We start from the raw sequence: 17,655 nt of genomic DNA, 5'->3' as shown, positions 1-17,655 counted from the left end.
CGCACAAGACCGCCGTACGGACAGGGGCCCCCGGTCGTCCCGACCGGGGGCCCCACCCACCAGAAGAAGCCCTGGTCAGGCCGGGTTCAGCCGCCGCTCCCCCGCCGGCACCGCGGTGTCGAGCGTGTTCCCGGGCGGCGGGAACGGGCAGATGAAGTGGTCCGCGAAGGCGCACGGCGGCAACAGCGCGCGGTTGAAGTCGACCGTCACCGAGCCGTCCGCCGCCGGGGCCTCGGGCCGCAGGAAACGGAAGCGGTAGCTGTCCCGGCCGCTGGTGGCGTCCGCGAAGACCGCCCACAGGGTGCCGTCGTCCTCGACGGCCACCCGGAGCACGTGCTCGCCGCCGTGCAGCTCGAAGGACAGCTCCCCGGAGAGACCGAGGCCGCGCTCCCGGCCGTCCGCGTTCTCCACCCGTACGCTGCGCGTCTCCCCGTACGGACGGAACACCCCGGGCACCACCCAGCGCTCGTCGTAGGGGGTGGCCTCGATGCCCCGGAAGGCGCGGCGCGCCTCCGAGCCCGGGTCGAAGTCCCGTACGGCCCACAGTCCTTCGCGCCGCAGCACCACGAGCCGCCGGCCCGCCGACTCGACCCGGGACTCGTGGATCGGGCCGTGGTCGGCGGTGAGCCGGACCGTACCGACGAAGGGCCTGCCGTCGACGGTGAGCCCGTCCTCGGCACCCGCCGTCAGGACCACCTCGTCGCCGTCCTCCCGCCACTCACCGGGAATGGCCGGAACACGACCCTCGGGGAAGTCCGCGAGCCAGTGGGTGCCCGTGAGGGAGAGCGGGCCGTACGAGGAGGCGACCGCGGCTTCGCGCTGCTCGTGCCAGTGCTGCCAGGCCTGCGCGTCCTGCTGTGGATCCGTGCTCATGGTGTGCCACCTTTCCATACCGGCTCGGGAAGGCCCGGGTGCGAGCGCAGCGTGGTGTCCGTGTACTCCGCGTGGAAGACCCCGCGTTCCCGGCTGCCGGATCGAGAGCCCCTTCGCCCCGCACAGCGCCCGCCACTTCCTCGCCACCGCGACCGGGTCGGCGACCCGCACCCGGCCCTGCACGGCGCCGAGTCCGGGTCGGGGGCGATGTCCGGAAGCGGACCGTCGGGTCGTGGCCGGACAGGTCGCGCCCCAGACCCGTTCGAGTGCGGCTTCGGTCGCGTGCGGTCTTCCTGTTGAAAGGAAGCGGGGGTGACCGACGGAGCGTCAGCAGCCGTCGCAGGGGCAGCAGCAGTCGCAGCCGCCGCAGCCGGGGTCCCCGCAGTCGCAGTCCCGGCAGCAGCCCTCGCGCTTCTTGCGGGACCAGGGGCCCTCGTACTCCTTGGCGCAGCAGATCTGGCAGGTACAGAAGAGCCAGGTGAACATGGCGCACCCGGCGAGGAAGCCGCGCGGCTTGGGCGCCTGGGGCGCGCCGCCGCCGAACTGCGGCGGCAGTCCGCCGGGTCCGCCCGGGCCTCCGGGGCCTCCGGGGCCTCCGGGGCCTCCGGGGCCTCCGGGGCCCATGGGGCCGCCCCCGTAGGGGTTCCCGCCGCCCCCGTAGGGGTTCCCGCCGCCGTACGGGTTCCCGCCGCCCCCGTAGGGGTTCTGCGAGCCGTACGGGCCGGGCGGCTGCCCCCCGTACGGGTTCCCCGGCACCGGGCCGTGGGAGGCCTGCACGCCCTGCGCCCCGTGCGAGCAACCGGTCGTGCCGAAGGCGCGGTCGACCGAGGTGCGCAGCTCGTGGGCGAGCAGGACGTGGACGAGCTTGCCGTCGGCGAACTCGGCGTCCTTCAGGGCGAGGCGGATGCCGTGGAGGGCGTCGTCGGCGAGCCGGCGGGCCTCCGCACGAGAGGTGCCGGTGGCGGTGAGCGGGTTCCACGCGCCGGTCTCGGCGTCGGCGGCCTGGTCCTCGACGGCGTCGAGGAGGTGGGCGAGGCGGCCGAAGAGGCGGCCCGCCTCGGCGAGCGGCGCCGCGTTCCCCGGCCGTCCGGCGAGGACGGCGGTGTGCGCGAAGGCGGCGGCGGTCGCCGTCTCGGTCGGCTCGGTGACGGCGAGCAGGGGGGTGCCGGGTCCCGCGAGGGCCTCGATGCCGGTCTGGCGGTCGACGGCGTCGACGAGGACGGCGGTGTCGAAGCCGAGGTCCCGGCCGGTCCTGGCCCCGGCCCTGTCCCAGGAGCGGGCGACGCGGCGGGCCGCGGCGGCGACGGGGCGGCGGGCCAACAGGCCGTCCCTGTCGGCGACGTGGTCCCGGACCTTCGCCGAGGCGAGGACGAGCGAGACGGCGGCGGCGAGCCTGGCTCCCTCGCCGCGGGCGACGGGGGCGGTCCGCATGGCGCGCAGCGCGCAGGGCCCGGCCGTGCGGCGGCCCGCCTCGGTCACGCCGGTCTGAGCCTCCGTCAGGACGGAGACGATGAGCCCGTCGTAGTTGGTGACGATCCGGGCGAACTGCCCGTGGTCGGCGCGGAGTGCCAGGCAGAGGCCGCAGAGGTGGGCCATCCACTCGGTCTTGAGACCGTCGGTGAGGCGATGGGTGCAGGGTCTGACGATTCCGAACAAGGACTCCCCCGTGAGTCGTGGGCTGGGGCGGCGAAGGTCCGCCGGGCGGCCTCGCGGCATCGTAGCGAGTGGGTCCGTTCACCCGTACGCGCCCACCGTCACCCTTGTAGCCCGACTTTCATATTTTCAGCTGCATGGCCCTCCGTCAGGGGCCTCATACCGCAAGTTTCCTGACGAATCGCCAGGAAACGGCCCTCACGTTCTGCACCAGTACCGTCACGAATCCCCTGCGCGGCGACTATCCACTTGGCGCGCGATCCGCATCATGGACGACGATAGGGACATGCGGAACCACAAGTGACCGCGCTGAAAGGAGGCGTCCATGGGATCGGTGCGCAAGGCCAGTGCCTGGCTGGGACTCGTCGAGGACAACGACGAGCGGTACTACGACGACGAGTACGCCGACGGTGCCGAGGGCGGCGACGCCTGGGTGACGGACCCCCGGGTCCGGGTGGCCACGGACACCGCCGAGGACCGGGGCCGCCGGATCGCCACCGTCTCCCCGGACGGCTTCCGGGACGCCCGGGGCATCGGCGAGCTCTTCCGGGACGGGGTTCCGGTGATCGTGAACCTGACCGCGATGGAGCCGAACGACGCCAAGCGCGTCGTCGACTTCGCCGCCGGTCTCGCCTTCGGTCTGCGCGGCTCGATCGAGCGCGTGGCGACGCGGGTCTTCCTCCTGACCCCCGCCGACACCCAGATCGTCACCGGCGAGACGGGCCGACGTCAGCAGGACGGTTTCTTCAACCAGAGCTGAGCGGGCCCGCCGGTCGGCCCTGGCACCTCCCGACGGGATCGGGTCAGTGCGCCGGGCGCCCCGAGCCGGCGGGCTCGATCGCTTCCCGGGTCGCGGGCACCCGCGGCTCGACCCCCTCCGGGGAACCGACCGGCTCCGAGCGATCGGCCCGCCCCGACGGACCGGGCGCCTCCGGACGACCGGCCCGCTCCGACGCGGCGGACACCCCCGACGAAGCGACCCGCTCCGGTGCGACGGACACCCCCGAAGAACCGGCACGCTCCGACAGGCCGGCGGACGCCGTTTCCGGCACCCCCGCCGCCACCCCGGCCACGACCGGCTCCGCAGCCCGGTCCGGACCCTCCTGGGCCGAGAGCGCCCCCTGGGCCTCCCGGGCGTCGAAGGCCTCCTCCGGATCCACCGGACACTCCATGATCCGCGGCAGCCGCCGGGCCATCAGCGCGCCGACGAGCAGCAGCCCGGCGCTCACGAAGAGCGTGACGTGCAGGCCTTGCACGAAGGAATGGCGGGCGGCCTGGTGCAGGGCGTCCCCGGCCGTGCCACCGAGCTGGTCGGCGACCTTGTAGGCCTCCCCGAGCGAGTTCGCGGCGGCCCGGCTCGCCTCCGCGGGCACTCCGGGGACCGAGGCGAGCGCGGGGGCGTACGCGGCGTTCATCACGCTGCCGAGCAGGGCGATGCCCATGCCCGCGCCGAGCTGGTACGAGGTCTCGCCGATCGCGGCCGCGCCGCCCGCGCTGCGCTGCGGCGCCTCGCTGAGCATCGACTCGTACGCCGAGAAGAGCGTGGTCTGCAGGCCGAAGCCGAGCAGCACGAACCCCACCGTGAGCAGCAGCGGCCGGTCGTGCTGTCCCATGAACGTCAGCAGCAGCACCGCGGCTGCGGTGAGCAGGAAGCCCCAGCCGACCATCCGGCGCGGCCCGATCCGGCGCAGGGTGTACGAGCCGGTGGCGCCGGCGGCCATGGCGGCGAAGGTCAGCGGGAGGAGCCGGAGCCCGGTTTCCAGGGGGCTGAGGCCGAGGACCAACTGGAGGTACTGGACGGCGATGAGCTCCAGGCCGACCAGGGCCAGCATGCCGATGACGATGCAGCCGACCGAGGTGGTGAAGGCGGCCCGGGAGAAGAGCCGCAGGTCGATCAGGGGGTGCGGGCGCCGCTTCTGCCGCCGTACGAAGAGGACGAGGAGCGCGGCGCCGAGCAGCAGCGGCCCGGCGGTCGGCAGGGCGAGCAGCGGGTCGCCGGCCCCGGCGCGTTTGACGCCGAGGACGCAGCCGAGCACGCCGGCCACGGCCATGAGCGCGCCGAGCACGTCCCAGGGCCCGTCGGCGGCGCCCCGGGACTCGGGGAGGAGGCGGCGGCCGAGCGGGAGGATCAGCGCCATCAGCGGGATGTTGATGAGGAAGACGGAGCCCCACCAGTAGTTCTCGACGAGGAAGCCGCCGAGCACCGGCCCGGTGGCGGCCCCGATCGCGGCGGTGGCGGTCCAGACGCCGATCGCGGTGGCACGCTCCCTCCGGTCGGGGAAGACCGTCCGGAGGATGGAGAGCGTGGCGGGCATGATCATGGCGCCGCCGACGCCGAGCAGCGCGCGGGCCCCGATGAGGACCGCGGGCGCGGTGGCGAGCGCGGCGACCGCCGAGGCGATGCCGAAGAGCGCGTAGCCGAGGAGGAGGACCCTCCGTCTGCCGACCCGGTCACCGAGGGTGCCGAAGAGGATCAGCAGCGACGCGCAGACCAGAGGGTAGGCGTCGACGATCCAGAGCAGCGCGGTGGAGCTGGGGCGCAGGTCCTCGGTGAGCGAGGGGACGGCGACGTGGAGGATGGTCGCGTCGAGGGCGACCAGGAGAAGGCTGACGCAGAGGACGACGAGGACGACCCAGCGGTTGGCGCCGGAGTCGACGGCGGAACGCGATCGCCCTTGGGCCGTGTTCGTCCGCGACATGTACGTACCTCCCAGTGAAGCTCTCGCGCTCGGTGGGCTGTGACCAGGGCGTATGTCCCCGGGGCGGCCCGGCATCGACGGGCGAGTGAGCCGTCAGCGTACGCGAGTTCAAGGCCCGAGCGCGTGGTGCAGCTCTCACCTCGCCGGGGCCGGGGGTGTGGCGTACGCCACTCGGCACGGCCCGCGCGTCGCATGGAATTCCGCACGGACGTCTGTTTGAGGAAATTCCCACGCACTCAAACACACTTCCGGAATCACCCCCGGCGGGAATAGGGCGGAAGGTCATCGGATTTCCCGACGGACGACCGGAATGGACTGCTCACTGAGACCTACTCCACATCACATGGTCATCACGAAGGGAGCGGAACGACCGGGTCTGCTTCTCACTCCCTGTAACGTCCATTGGGTGCGTACCGACATCTTTGCCCGGCTGGACCGGGAGCCGGAACCGCCGAAGATAGAGGTCCCGCGGATGACCCGCACGCGTCTCGCCCTCTTCGGCGGGACGTCGGCGTTCTACCTCGCCATCGTCGTGGCCGTCCTGCTGTCGACGTGGCTGGTGACCCTCGACTGGAAGATCATGCTCTTCCGGCCGTACCAGCAGTGGCCCGAGATCCACGGCTTCCTCGACTACTACGTCGTCCTCGGCCAGCGCGGCCCCACGGCCGTCATGGTGGCCGCCTGGCTGGGCTGGCGCTCCTGGCGCCAGCACACCCTGCGTCCCCTGCTGTGCCTCGGCGCCGCCCTCCTGCTGCTCAACGTCTCGGTGGGCGCGGTCAAGCTCGGACTCGGCCGCCTCGGACCTCACTACGCGACCCAGATCGGCTCGGCCGAGCTCTTCGCCGGAGGCGACATATTCCCCTCGGGGCACACCGCCAACGCGGTCGTGACCTGGGGCATCCTCGCCTACCTGGCGACCACCCCGAGGGCCCGGCGCTATCTGTCGGCCCTCTCCGCGGTGGTCGCGCTCGGCGTCGGCCTCACCACCGTCTACCTCGGCACGCACTGGCTGAGCGACGTGCTGCTCGGCTGGGCCGCCGGGCTCCTCGTCCTGCTCGCGCTGCCCTGGTGCGAGCCGGTCCTGGCCGTGGCGGAGGCCCGGATCCTCGCCGCGCGCGACCGGGTGCGGGAGCGGCTGCGGGAACGCCGCCGGCTCGTGCCCTCGCTGCCCGTGGCCTCCGGCGGCCCGCGCCCCGGGTTCTTCCCGCCGCGCCCGCCCGTGCCCGAGGAGCCGGTGCGGGAGCCCGTCCGGGAGCCCGTGGGGCTGGCCGGCGGCCGGCGCGCCCCGGTGACCCGCGGCTGATCCGTACCCCCTCCTCCGCGTACGCGGAAGGGCCCCGGCCACCTCGGCCGGGGCCCTTCCGCGTACGGTCCCGCCGGCTCCTCAGCCGAGCCAGCAGCGGGTGACGGTGCCGTCCTCGACCTCGAAGTTGATGCGCCCGGACAGGTACTCCATGGTGATGATCGAGCCGGGCGGCAGGGAGCGGACGACGCTCCAGCCACGGGTCCTGGCGAGCTGCTCGGCCCCTTCGGCGTCGAGGCCCACATAGGACCCGGGAGCGTCGCGGGGCGGTTCGGGAGTGCGCGAAGTGGGTGACATGAACCTCACGTTAGTCCCTTGGCGGTCACGCTTGTGTCACAAGTTCTCGACATATGTTTGACCTGTCCGCCCGTCAGTCGCGGGGCGCGTTTCCGGCCGTTTCTCCAGTAATTCGCAGCGGTGCCCATCAGTTCGCACGAAGGGTTCGGAAGCGCGGACAAGGCGCGGGTAATTCCCCTCTTCCCGCGAGCCGTCCCGAATTGCGTCGGCGACGCGCACGCGGGGAACGCACTCTTCCCTTACACAATGCTTACGCTGCCGGAAGGCCCGGAGACCCGGAGTCCGCGGCGTACGAACGGCTGCGGCTCAGCCCTCCGACCGGTCGAGAGCCCGGGACAACCGGTCCCTGAGCGCCCGGACCGACTCCGCCAGCTCCGGCGGCTCCACCACTTCGAACTCGAAGCCCATGAACGCCACGTGGAACACCATCATGTCGAGGGTGTGCGCCCCCGTTCGCAGCAGGCAGGCGTCCTCCCCGTCCGCCGTCAGGACCCCGTCCAGCGCGCCGACGACCGCGGCCGCCTCGGCGAGCGGCACCAGCAGCCGGACCGTCGCCTCCGCCGCGTAGGCGGTGCCGGACACGCCCTTCGCCACGTACGCGGCCAGATCCTCGGCGGGCGGCTCGCGGGGCGGGAAACGGGGGCCGTGCGGCGGAGTCGGCTCGATCCGGTCGGCCCGGAACGTCCGCCAGTCGCCCCGGTCCAGATCCCAGGCGACCAGGTACCAGCGCCGCTCCGTGCACACCAGGCGGTGCGGCTCGACGGTCCTGCGGGTGGCCGCGCCGCCGTGGTCGCGGTAGGCGAAGCGGAGCCGCTCGCCGTCCCGGCAGGCGTTGGCCAGCTCGGTGAGGACCGCCGGGTCGACCCGCTCCCTCGGGGTACGCAGCAGGGGCACCGTGAAGGCGTTGAGCGCCCCGATACGGCGTCGGAGCCGGCCCGGCAGGACCTGCTCCAGCTTCGCCAGGGCGCGTACGGAACTCTCGCCGATGCCCTCGACGCCCTGGCCGGCGGCGGACCGCAGTCCGACCGCGACCGCGACGGCCTCCTCGTCGTCGAGGAGCAGCGGCGGCAGCTCGGCGCCGGCCCCCAGCTGGTACCCGCCGCCCGTGCCGGGACTGGCGTGCACCGGGTAGCCCAGCTCCCGCAGCCGGTCGACGTCCCGCCGCACGGTGCGGGCCGTCACTCCGAGCCGCTCGGCGAGATCCGCACCGGACCACTCACGATGAGCCTGGAGGAGCGACAGCAGTCGCAGCAGCCGGGCGGAGGTCTCCAACATGCCCCCGAGTCTGCCAGCCCTTGCGGACAACCACGGTCCGCAATCCGAACCCCACCGGGGCGTGCCCGCGACCCCACGGGGGATCCGCCGGGGCGGGGCCGCACCAGGGGCCCGGCAGGGCGAGGCCCCCGCGGGGTCGCGTCAGCGGAGGCGGCGGAGGAGGCGGCCCGCCCTCGCCTTCTGGGTGTAGACGGCGTCCACGACCCGCCCCACCTCCCGATGCACCCGCGCCCGGCCGGCCGCGTGCACCCGCCGTCCCGCGCCGCGCGCGACGAGTTCCGTCCACAGGGCCTCGTGCCGCGCGGCGATCCGCGAGGGGTCGAAGCGCTCGGACGCGGCGAGCGCCGCCCGCCCGGCCTTGGCCCGGAGCTCCTCGTCCTCGACGTACTCCCGCAGCGCCGCGGCGACGGCGGCGACGTCGTCGACCGGCACGAGCCGCCCGTCGACCCCGTCCTCGATGATCTCGCGCGGCCCGTGGGGGCAGTCGGTGGAGACCACCGGCAGCCCGCACCGCATCGCCTCGACGATCGTCATGCCGAAGGACTCGCGCTGCGAGGTCACGGCGGCGATCGAGCCCTTGGCCCACTCCGGTTCCATCGGGGTGACGGCCCCCATGAGGAAGACCTGCCCGTCGAGCCCGCGGTCCCTGATCTGCCGGGTCAGCGGGGCCTTGAGGTCCTGGACGGCGTCGCCGGTGCCGTAGATCCGCAGTTTCCAGTCGGGATGGTCGGCGGCCACGGACGCGAAGGCGTCGATCAGCACGTCGTACCGCTTGACCCGGGTCAGCCGGCCCGCGGCGACGACGGTCCGCGCCGCGGGGTCGGCGGGCGGCGCGGAGGGCGCGGGCACGCTGTTGGGCACGGCCTCGACCCGTACGCCGGGCAGCCGGAGCTTCCGGTAGGTCCGGGCGTCGGCCTCGGTGACCGTGGTGACGGCGTCGAGGAGCGCGTACTCGTGGGCGATGTCCCGGCGCAGCCGGTAGCTGTGGCCGCTCAGGATCAGGTGTTCCTGGCCGACGAGGACCGGTCCGCGCCGGGCCTGCCGGGCGAGGTGCACGTTGAGCCCGGGACGGGTGGCGACGAGGACGTCGGCCTCCACCCCGCGGAGGTACTCCCCGATCCGGGTGTCGGTGAGCGCGCTGTACTGCTTCCAGCGGCCGTCGCCGCGCGGGAAGACCACGGCGGGACGGTGGAAGTCGGGGTGGTCGCCGTCGTATCCGGGGCTGTCCTTGCGCAGGTCGACGAGGTGGCGGAGGGTCACCCCGGCCGGCAGGCCGAGGATCGGGCGGTCGCGGTGGCGGAACACGGAGACGATCTCGACCTCGTGGCGTTCCGCCAGTTCCTCGGCGAGCGTGAACGTGGTCCGGATGGTGCCGCCGTAGTGGTAGCCGTTGTGGAGCAGAAAGGAGATACGCATCTACTGCCGGTTCCCCCCGGTCAGTCGGTCAGTCGGTCGGTGCCCGACTGTACTGCCGGTGCGGGGGCGCCGTTCACGGGCGGTAGCCGAGCTGGGGGACGGTCGCGCAGTTCCCGGTCATGTCGCCCTGGCTCACCCAGCCCCGTCCGTCCTGCCAACGGGCCACGGACAGACAGGTGTTCCGGGTGGCAGGCGGCCGGGCCAGGTGCTCGAACCGTACGGGGAGCAGCAGTCCGCGCGCGGTGTACGGTTCCGGACGGTTCATGAACTCCTCGACGCAGCCGCGGGTGAGCGCGCCCCGGGCGAGGCAGGAGCGGGCCGCGTCGGTGAACCACATCGCCGCCGCCCAGCCTTCCAGCTGCCACTGCGACAGGGGCCGGTCGCCCATGGCCGTGCGGAAGGCGCGGACCGCCGGATGTCCGGTGTCGTCGTAGTTCCGGCTGGAGCCCGTCACCCACAGCGAGGCCCGGCAGCCGGGGGCCCGGGCGTAGTCGTGGGAGACGGCCGAGGACCAGTTCTGCACGTTGGTCACCTTGGCGGCGACCTTGACCCCGAGCGTCTCCATCGCCTCGCACAGGCGCACGTTGCCGTGGGTGTCCATCGCGTCGAAGAGGAGGTCGGCGTGCTCGGCCCGCAGATCGGCGGCGACCGCGCGGAAGTTGGGCAGGGCGAAGTCGACCTGTTCCTCGACGACGCGGTAGCCCTCGGCGCGCAGCCCCCGTACGACCAGGCGGGCGTAGGAGGCGGAGGCGGCCTGGTTGTAGGAGACGACGGCGGCGGTCCGCGCGCCCAGCTCCTTCCGGAACCAGTGGTAGACCTCGGTCCCGCCGTACAGCGTGCCGCCCCAGCCGGGTTCGCGGCCGGTGCGCGGGGCGGAGCTGCCGTAGATGCCGTAGAGGTGCGGATAGGTGTCGTAGGCGGGGGTGAGCGGCTGGCCGCCGATGTCGGGGACGCCGGCCCGGGCGACGAGGGGCGCGCCCGCGTAGTTCAGGGCGGTGGTGGCGACGAGGGCGAAGACCCCGCGCTCGTCGATCAGCCGGTGCACGCACGCGTTGTCGCCGACGCCGCTGCCGCCGTCGTCGCAGGTCTCGACCTCGATGCGGCGCCCGTCGAGGCCTCCGCGCGCGTTGAGGGCGTCGAACCAGGCGCGGGCCCCGTCGCGCGGGCCGGTGAAGGCCTGCCCGCCGACGGGGCTGGTGGCGCTGGTGATGATCCCGACGCGGAGCGGCTCACCGCCGGAGGGGTGGGCAGTGGGCCGCGTCTCGAAGACGCGCTCCGGGAGACGGCTGCCGCAGGCCGTGAGGAGGGCGAGCAGGACGGCCAGGAGCAGCGCCGCGACCGCCTCAGCAGCCCGGGACGGTGACACCGCTCAGCTCGACCAGGCCGCACAGGGTCTTCACGGAGACCTTCCAGGTGTCTCCCTGGAGGACGGAGGTGCCCTTCGCGTCGGGCAGGGCGGGGTTGCCGCCGACGAGCAGGTCGTAGGTCACGTTCGCCCCGTCGGGCGAGGTGAAGTCGACGTTCTTGACCTTGGCCGCCGACGCCGCCGCGTTCTTGTCGCCGGCGAAGGCCGCGAGGACGGGTGCCATCTGCTCGCCGTTCTCCAGCAGCCTGGTCTTCTCGGCCGTCGGGGTCTTCGGGTCGAAGAAGGCCGTCCAGTTCTTGGTGATCTCGGCCCGTGCCGCCGCGGGGTCGTCCGGCTGGGTGGCGCCTCCGGGGGGCTGGGCCGTCTTCCCGGACGACGGGGCGGACGAGGCGGTGTTGTCGCCCTTCGACCCGCCGTCGTCCGAGCAGCTCGTGAGGGCGGGCCCCAGAGCGAGGACGGCGACGGCCCCGAGGACCGCGAGACGGGAGCGTCCACCACCACGTCGTACGACAACCATCTGGCTCACCACCGGGTGTCCGGCCAGTCCGGAGCGGCTGGTGTTTCCAGGGTGGGACGGATCGGGGCATAGTGCAAGGAAGAGACGAGGGAGGGCCCCGTGCCGACATCCCGGATCCTGCTCTGGAGCGGTCTCGCGGCGGCCGCCGGGGGCGCGGTGCTCTGCGCGCTCGGCTGGTACGGGATCTCCGGCGAGCGCTTCGCGGAGCGCCAGCTGCCCTATCTGGCCTCGTGCACGGTGCCGGGGGCCGCGCTCCTCGTGGCGGGCGCGGTCCTCGTCGGTGCGGCGGCGCTGCTACCCGTACGCCCTCCCCGGCCGCGTCTCCCCGGTCCTCAGGAGCCTCCTCCGCCGTCCTCGGACGGCCCCCTCCTGCGGGTCCCCGAGGGGACCCTGGCGCATCGTCCGGACTGCCCGCTGGTGGCGGGCAAGGCGGAGGCCGTGGCGGTGGGGGACGCGGAGCTCGCCCCCTGCCCGGTGTGTGAGCCGTGGCCTCCCTGACGTACGAGCTGACGCTCGCCGGCCTCGCGGTCGGCAGCGCCGCCGCGCTCACCGGCATCGGCCTGGTCGTCACCTACCGGGCGACGGGCGTGCTGAACCTCGCGCACGGCGCCGTCGCCATGGTCTGCGCGTACGTGCTCCGCCAGCTGGTGGTCGGCTGGGGCTGGCCGCTGCCCCTGGGCGCCCCGGTCACGCTCCTCCTCGTCGCCCCCGCCCTCGGCCTGGCCCTCGACCGGGGCGTCTTCCGCCCCCTGGCGCTGCTCGGCTCCCGTCCGGCCCAGACCCTGGTGGCGACCATCGGCGTCTTCGTCCTCCTGGTCGGCGGGGCGGTGCTGCTGTGGGGCCCGGGGGCCCGGGACGACGCGCCCGTGCTGCTCGGCGACGATCCGTGGGCGCAGCTCGCGGCGGTGGTCGCGCTGGCCTGTCTGGTGGGGGCGGTGACGCGGTGGACGCGGTTCGGCCGGGAGCTGCGGGCGGTCGTGGACAACCGTCCGCTCGCCGTCCTGGCGGGCATCGACGCGGACCGGGTGGCGGCGGCGGGCTGGGCGTTCGGCTCGTTCACGGCCGGGCTCACGGGCGTGCTGCTCGCCCCGTACGTACGGCTCGACCCGTACGGGATGCCGCTGCTCGTCGTCGAGGTGATCGCGGTCGCGGTGATCGCGAGGATGCGGTCGCTACCGGTGGCCATCGGGGCGGCGCTCGCCGTCGGGGTCGCCCAGGCGCAGCTGACCCGCCTGCACCCGGAGGGCTGGGCGGGCCCCCTCCTCCAGGCCGTCGGGGCGAACCTGTTCGTGGTGGCGCTCCTGGTGGCGACGCTCGTCCTGCCGGGCGTCGGCGGCAAGGGCGAGGACGCCCTGCCGTCACCGGCCCGGCCCGCCCGCGTGCCCACGGCCCTGTGGCTGGTGGTCGGCGTCCTGTTCCTCCTCCCGCTCGGACTCGCGGGCTCCGACCTGCACACGGCGGTCCAGGTCCCCGCGCTCGCCGTGATCCTCCTGTCGCTGGTCGTGGTGGCGGGCCGCGGCGGCCAGATCGCCCTGGGCCAGGCGGCGTACGCGGGCCTGGGCGCCCTCTTCACGGCGCTGCTCGCGGCCGGCGGGGTGCCCGCGCTGCCGGCCCTCGGGCTCGCGGTGCCGATGGTGGCGGTGGCGGGTCTGGTGACGGGCCGGCCGGCGATCCGGCGGCACGGCCTGGCCCTCGCCCTGGCGACGCTGGCCGTGGGGGTGGCGGTGAGCCGCTTCGTCCTCACCCAGCCGTACGCGACGGCGGGCCTGACCCTCGGCCGCCCGGCGGGCTTCTCCGACGACCGCGCCTTCTACGCCCTGGAGCTCGTCGTCCTGGCCGGCTGCCTGGCCCTGGTGGCGGCCCTCCGCCGGGGCCGCACGGGCCGCGCGCTCGCCGCCCTGCGGGACCACGAGCCGGGCGCCGAGGCGGCGGGCGTCCCGGTGCCCCGCCTCAAGCTCCTCGCCTTCGTCCTGGGCGCTGCCCTGGCGGCCCTCGGCGGCGGGCTCCTCGGCATGGGCCTGCGCGCCTTCGACCCCGAGCAGTACGACCCGGTACGCGGCCTGCTCTGGTTCGCCGCCGTCCTGGTCCTGGGCGCCGACAGCCTCCTCACCCCCCTGGCCGGGGCGGCCCTCCTGACGACCCTCGACGCGGGCCCCCAGGCGGGCACGGCGGTGGCCCTGACAGGCCTCCTGGCAACACTGACGGGCCGCCTCCCGCCCCTGACGTCCCTACTGCCCCGGCCCCACCCCACCGGAAGCGCCCGCGCGGCCGGCGCCCCGGGCCCGCCCCAGGACACCGATACGGCCAGGGAACCGGGCCCACCCGAAGGCGCCGGTACGACCAGCGGCCCGGGCCCGGCCGGAGGCCGGAGGCGCCCCCACGACCCGTCGGCCGCCGACGGTGCGGAACCCCCCACGGGAAAGCCCGCACCTCTGTCGACAGCCCGCACGGGGGGTGCGGGTGGGAACCCCGGTCCGGTCGGAGGCCGGACGCAGCCCCACGGCCCGCCGGCCGCCGACGAAGCCCCGCCCCGCCCCACGGCACCCGCGCCCACCCCGCACCGGACGCACCCGCACCGCCCAGCGCCCCGCACGGGCCCCCGCACGGGCCCCCGCGAGGGACTCCGTGCAGACGACCTCACCCTCACCTACCCCGGAGGCGTCACCGCCCTCTCCCACGTCACCCTGGCCCTCTCCCCCGCCCGCGTCACCGCCCTCGTCGGTCCCAACGGCGCGGGCAAGAGCACCCTGTTCGACTGTCTCGCCGGGACCCTCCGTCCCCGCCGGGGCCAGGGCCGGATCACGCTCGACGGCGCCGACGTCACCGCCCGGTCCGCCCACGCCCGGGCCCGTCTCGGCATCGCCCGGACCTTCCAGCGGCTCGCCGTGTTCCCGTCGCTCACCGTCGAGGAGAACGTCCGCCTGGGCCAGGAGCAGGGCGGGGGACGCGAGGACCCGGCCGCCGTGGAGCGGAGCCTGCGGCTGCTCGGGCTGGCCGGGCCCGTACGGCACCGGGCGGCGGCGGACCTGCCCACCGGAACGCTGCGCCGGGTCGAGCTGGCCCGCGCGCTGGCCGGGCGGCCGCACACGCTCCTCCTCGACGAGCCGGCCGCCGGGCTCGACGCCGCCGAGACCGCCGCGCTCGCCCGGATCCTGGCGGCGCTCGCGGCGGACGGTCTGACCGTCCTCGTCGTCGAGCACGACCCGGACCTGGTCGCCGGGATCGCGCACACGGTGCACACCATGGAAGGGGGCCGGATCCTGTCGTGAGCGTCGAGATCGCCCTGCGCGCCGCCCGGGTCCGCTACGGCCCCCTGGAGGCCCTGCACGGTCTCGACCTGCCCGTGCCGGCCGGGACGGTGACGGTTCTCCTGGGCCGCAACGGCGCGGGCCGGACGACCGCCCTGCGCGCCCTGGCCGGCACGGTGGGGCTCGCGGCGGGCCGGGTGGAGTGGCGCGGGGCCGACGTGACCCGCCTCTCGGCGCACGAACGGGCGCGCCGCGGGCTGTGCTTCGTACCGGATCTGCGGGCGGTGTACGCGGGCCTCACCGTCGCCGAGAACCTCGCGCTCGCCGCGCCCGGGGCCGACGCGCCCGACGCCACCGCCCCGTACCCGGAACTGGTCCCCCTCCTGCCCCGGACGGCCGGGACGCTGTCCGGCGGGGAGCGCCGGATGCTGGCGGTCTCCCGCGCGCTGCTCGCACGCGCGCGCGTGGTGCTGGTCGACGAGCCGTCGCTCGGCATGGCCCCGCCGGTCGCGGCCCGTACGTACCGGATGCTCGGGGAGCTCGCCGTGGAGCGCGGGGCGGCCGTGGTCCTGGCCGAGCAGCGCGTACCGGACGGGCTGCCGCGCGGCTCGCTCGTGCACGAACTGCGGCGCGGCTCCCGCGCGTCGAGCGGGGAGCCGGCCGAGTACCGCTGAGGCCGCCGGACCTCAGAGCGGGTCGATCCGCAGCATGGTGCCGACGACGATCCGGTTCGGGTCGGGTCCGATCAGGCTCCGGTTCGCCGCGTACAGCGCCTGCCAGCCGCCCTTGACCGCGAAGCGGCGGGCGACCGAGGCGAGCGTGTCGCCGGCCTGGACGGTGTGGACGCGCCCGGACAGGCCGTACCGCTTGGAGCAGACGGGCCAGGCCCCCCACCCCTGGGTGCGCAGCACCCCCTCGGCGACGGTGATCTGCTGCTGCCGGGTCGCCAGGTCGGCGCGAGCGGCGTACTCCAGCCCGCCGTGCTCGACCCAGGTGGGGTGCCAGAACTGGAGTCCGCCGTAGAAGCCGTTGCCGGTGTTGACGTGCCAGCGCCCGCTGCTCTCGCACTCGGCGACGCAGCCCCACGGCCACTGGTCCCGCGCGCAGGCGTACGAGGGCACGGCGGCGGCCTCCCGGAGCGCGTCCGACACGCCCAGGAGCGCGGCGGAGACCTCCCGCACGCCGCCCGGCACGTCCCGCACCCCGGCGACCAGGCCCTCGACGGCCCCCGGCAGCTCCCGCACCCCGGCGACCAGGTCCTCGACGGCCCCCGGCACGTCCCGCGCCCCCGCGACCGCGCCCGGGACGGGCCCCGCGGGCGTGTCCCGGGCCAGGGCGGGCGCCGGGGCCAGGGTCAGGAGCGCGGCCGCGGACGCCGCCACGAGGGAACCCGCCGTCCAAAATCGGATCTTCGACATCGGGGAAGGCTAGGCAGCCCCCCACCGCCCCCGACCCGTGCCGCGCGGAACACTGTTCACACCCCACCCGGTCGGAGTCACGGCCCCGGACGAGCACGGACGCCCGCGGACCGCCCGGGACGCACGCGCCACCGGCAACTTGCCTCGCTTCCGCGCGTGACCCCGGCCGAGGCTGACCCGTTGAACTCGGCATGAGACGCCCGGGAACGGCCCGGCGTCCCCCGTACCGAGTCCAGGGAGCCCCCCGTGCCGCGCATGCTCGACGTCAGCGAGGACGTACGCGCCGAGATCGGCGACGAAGAAGCGGACCGGCTGCTGGCCGGCGACAACGCCCCGGGCAGCTACGACTGCACCTCCTGCCGCACGCCGGGAGACTCCGACCAGGAGCGCACCAGCACGGTGCTGTTCGTCGGCGAGGAGACCGCGGTCCTCGCGTTCGCCCACGCCAGCTGCATCCCGTCGCAGGTCGTCCGGGTCGCCGAGGAGCAGCTCCAGGGCGCCGTCGCCTCCATCACGGCCTCCGACGCCGCCGACGCGCTCTCCGCCTCCCACCCCGAGCAGGCCGTGCTCGGGGTCACCAGCGGTCTCGTCCTGATCGAGGGCGAGCTGCACCCGGCGCTCGTCGTGGAGCCGACCGCCCCGGTGGCCCGTCCCGGTTCGGACGGCCTCGCCGACGAGTTCCTCTCGCTCCTGACCGAGCAGGGCTTCCAGCCGGTCACGGACCTGGGCGAGAAGCCGACGATGCTGCCGGGCTGGTCGGTCCTGGTCGCCATGGGCCAGCTGCACTCCGTGCTCCAGCCGGGGCCGGGCGGTGCCGGTCAGGCCGCCTGGTGGCAGGCGCACCAGCCGCTCCAGGTCACCGAGGGCTGGCGCGCGGCGGCCAACAAGTCGCACACGGTCCTGGTCTTCGCCGCCCCGGTGGGCTCGATCGGCCAGCAGCCGCGCGAGGACCTGCTGCGCGACGCCCTGGAGAAGGCCGCCGCGAACGGCCGTCTGGTGGCCGCCGCCATGCCGCTGGCCGGCACCTGATGGAAGACGGCCGGCCGGGCTTACGGCGGGCGCGGCAGTTCCCGGGGGCGGGACCGGACGCGCCGGGGGCGGGACCGGGTGTGCCGACCGTGCCGCGTCCCCGGAGCGCTCCTCTTTCGGAGAACCGCCCGCATCCGACGGACGGCGGTGTCGTTGGCACCTATGTGCACCCATACGACCCCTTCACCCAGCCGTATCCGAGCCAGATCCCCGCGATGCGTCCCGCGCGGGACGTCACGGCAGGCCCTTCGCCGACGCCGATCTACGACGCCCTGTACTCGGAGTACCGCAGGACGTTCCGTACGCTGCCGGGCGACCGCAGCGGCGAGGAGGAGCTGAGCTTCCGGGCCTTCGGCACGGTCCTGAGCACGGGCGTGTACGGGCACCGGCACGCGAGCGGGTATCCGACGGCCTGGTCGGGGCAGCAGCACCCCCACACCCAGGCGGCGCTGCCACCGGGGCCCCGCAGAGGTCTCTAGTACGGAAGAACGAACGGCGGAGGACGAACGGCACCCCGGTCACCGTTCAGGACACCCTGCCGACAGGCCTCAGCGCCGGCAG

General features: G+C 74.8%; 16 protein-coding genes. 7 read left to right on the top strand and 9 right to left on the bottom strand.

From position 1 onward, the window contains the following. Positions 1-75 precede the first annotated feature (75 nt). Together ABZ318_RS10115 and ABZ318_RS10110 are read right to left on the bottom strand one after the other, a co-directional pair. Complete coding sequence (locus tag ABZ318_RS10115) at positions 76-873, bottom strand: DUF1684 domain-containing protein (protein ID WP_356902010.1); 798 nt, start codon at positions 871-873, stop codon at positions 76-78. A gap of 327 nt (positions 874-1,200) precedes the next feature. Further along, positions 1,201-2,529, bottom strand: a complete 1,329-nt coding sequence (locus tag ABZ318_RS10110) for a DUF5685 family protein (protein WP_356902009.1) — start codon at positions 2,527-2,529, stop codon at positions 1,201-1,203. Positions 2,530-2,851: 322 nt separating this feature from the next. On the opposite strand from ABZ318_RS10110, the gene sepF reads away from it, so the two are divergent. Continuing rightward, positions 2,852-3,286, top strand: coding sequence for a cell division protein SepF (gene sepF, locus ABZ318_RS10105; protein ID WP_030315727.1), 435 nt, complete (start codon positions 2,852-2,854; stop codon positions 3,284-3,286). Between the two features lie 43 nt (positions 3,287-3,329). Here sepF and ABZ318_RS10100 read toward each other — a convergent pair whose 3' ends face one another. Then, complete coding sequence (locus ABZ318_RS10100) at positions 3,330-5,225, bottom strand: MFS transporter (protein ID WP_356902008.1); 1,896 nt, start codon at positions 5,223-5,225, stop codon at positions 3,330-3,332. Between the two features lie 406 nt (positions 5,226-5,631). Here ABZ318_RS10100 and ABZ318_RS10095 point away from each other — a divergent pair, with 406 nt between their 5' ends. Further along, the gene (locus ABZ318_RS10095) at positions 5,632-6,528 is read left to right on the top strand and encodes a phosphatase PAP2 family protein (protein ID WP_356902007.1); all 897 of its coding nucleotides are present in this window, start codon (positions 5,632-5,634) and stop codon (positions 6,526-6,528) included. An 81-nt stretch (positions 6,529-6,609) separates the two neighbouring features. On the opposite strand, the gene ABZ318_RS10090 is transcribed toward ABZ318_RS10095, so the two are convergent. The 5 genes from ABZ318_RS10090 to ABZ318_RS10070 all read right to left on the bottom strand — a co-directional run bounded on the left by ABZ318_RS10090 (position 6,610) and on the right by ABZ318_RS10070 (position 11,399). Next, entirely contained in the window at positions 6,610-6,825 is a 216-nt protein-coding gene (locus tag ABZ318_RS10090) for an I78 family peptidase inhibitor (protein WP_356902006.1), read from the bottom strand. Between the two features lie 306 nt (positions 6,826-7,131). Next, positions 7,132-8,100 carry a YafY family protein gene (locus ABZ318_RS10085; protein WP_356902005.1) on the bottom strand — a complete coding sequence of 323 codons (969 nt, stop codon included), beginning with the start codon at positions 8,098-8,100 and terminating at the stop codon, positions 7,132-7,134. A 141-nt stretch (positions 8,101-8,241) separates the two neighbouring features. Further along, positions 8,242-9,516, bottom strand: a complete 1,275-nt coding sequence (locus ABZ318_RS10080) for a glycosyltransferase (RefSeq protein WP_356902004.1) — start codon at positions 9,514-9,516, stop codon at positions 8,242-8,244. Between the two features lie 73 nt (positions 9,517-9,589). Continuing rightward, positions 9,590-10,882: an ABC transporter substrate-binding protein gene (locus tag ABZ318_RS10075; protein WP_356902003.1), complete on the bottom strand. Its 1,293-nt coding sequence runs from the start codon at positions 10,880-10,882 to the stop codon at positions 9,590-9,592. Further along, positions 10,860-11,399 carry a hypothetical protein gene (locus ABZ318_RS10070; protein WP_356902002.1) on the bottom strand — a complete coding sequence of 180 codons (540 nt, stop codon included), beginning with the start codon at positions 11,397-11,399 and terminating at the stop codon, positions 10,860-10,862. Before ABZ318_RS10070 ends, ABZ318_RS10075 begins: the two co-directional genes overlap by 23 nt. A 99-nt stretch (positions 11,400-11,498) precedes the next feature. On the opposite strand from ABZ318_RS10070, the gene ABZ318_RS10065 reads away from it, so the two are divergent. From ABZ318_RS10065 to ABZ318_RS10055, 3 genes are read left to right on the top strand one after another with little or no spacing between them, the layout of a single operon-like run. Further along, entirely contained in the window at positions 11,499-11,897 is a 399-nt protein-coding gene (locus tag ABZ318_RS10065) for a hypothetical protein (RefSeq protein ID WP_356902001.1), read from the top strand. Beyond that, entirely contained in the window at positions 11,885-14,668 is a 2,784-nt protein-coding gene (locus tag ABZ318_RS10060) for an ATP-binding cassette domain-containing protein (RefSeq protein ID WP_356902000.1), read from the top strand. The genes ABZ318_RS10065 and ABZ318_RS10060 overlap by 13 nt, the downstream gene beginning before the upstream one ends. Next, positions 14,665-15,321 (top strand): ATP-binding cassette domain-containing protein, encoded by a 657-nt coding sequence (locus ABZ318_RS10055; protein WP_356901999.1) that lies wholly within the window; start codon positions 14,665-14,667, stop codon positions 15,319-15,321. The genes ABZ318_RS10060 and ABZ318_RS10055 overlap by 4 nt, the downstream gene beginning before the upstream one ends. 12 nt (positions 15,322-15,333) lie before the next feature. On the opposite strand, the gene ABZ318_RS10050 is transcribed toward ABZ318_RS10055, so the two are convergent. After that, positions 15,334-16,065, bottom strand: coding sequence for a transglycosylase family protein (locus ABZ318_RS10050; protein WP_356901998.1), 732 nt, complete (start codon positions 16,063-16,065; stop codon positions 15,334-15,336). A gap of 246 nt (positions 16,066-16,311) precedes the next feature. Between ABZ318_RS10050 and ABZ318_RS10045 the strand changes: the two genes are divergently transcribed. Together ABZ318_RS10045 and ABZ318_RS10040 are read left to right on the top strand one after the other, a co-directional pair. After that, on the top strand, positions 16,312-17,094 hold the full coding sequence (locus ABZ318_RS10045; protein WP_356901997.1) for a hypothetical protein: 783 nt from the start codon (positions 16,312-16,314) through the stop codon (positions 17,092-17,094). A gap of 164 nt (positions 17,095-17,258) precedes the next feature. Next, on the top strand, positions 17,259-17,573 hold the full coding sequence (locus ABZ318_RS10040) for a hypothetical protein (protein ID WP_356901996.1): 315 nt from the start codon (positions 17,259-17,261) through the stop codon (positions 17,571-17,573). Positions 17,574-17,655 lie beyond the last annotated feature (82 nt).

Source organism: Streptomyces sp. NPDC006197 (assembly GCF_040613865.1).
Taxonomy (GTDB): domain Bacteria; phylum Actinomycetota; class Actinomycetes; order Streptomycetales; family Streptomycetaceae; genus Streptomyces.
This window is presented reverse-complemented; position numbering and strand designations above follow the sequence as displayed.

Bases quoted from the DNA above. Each gene is read 5' to 3' on its own strand.
- ABZ318_RS10100 (WP_356902008.1), bottom strand. From the start codon at position 5,225: ATGTCGCGGACGAACACGGCCCAAGGGCGATCGCGTTCCGCCGTCGAC.
- ABZ318_RS10080 (WP_356902004.1), bottom strand. From the start codon at position 9,516: ATGCGTATCTCCTTTCTGCTCCACAACGGCTACCACTACGGCGGCACC.
- ABZ318_RS10050 (WP_356901998.1), bottom strand. From the start codon at position 16,065: ATGTCGAAGATCCGATTTTGGACGGCGGGTTCCCTCGTGGCGGCGTCC.
- ABZ318_RS10090 (WP_356902006.1), bottom strand. From the start codon at position 6,825: ATGTCACCCACTTCGCGCACTCCCGAACCGCCCCGCGACGCTCCCGGG.
- sepF (WP_030315727.1), top strand. From the start codon at position 2,852: ATGGGATCGGTGCGCAAGGCCAGTGCCTGGCTGGGACTCGTCGAGGAC.
- ABZ318_RS10070 (WP_356902002.1), bottom strand. From the start codon at position 11,399: ATGGTTGTCGTACGACGTGGTGGTGGACGCTCCCGTCTCGCGGTCCTC.
- ABZ318_RS10085 (WP_356902005.1), bottom strand. From the start codon at position 8,100: ATGTTGGAGACCTCCGCCCGGCTGCTGCGACTGCTGTCGCTCCTCCAG.
- ABZ318_RS10115 (WP_356902010.1), bottom strand. From the start codon at position 873: ATGAGCACGGATCCACAGCAGGACGCGCAGGCCTGGCAGCACTGGCAC.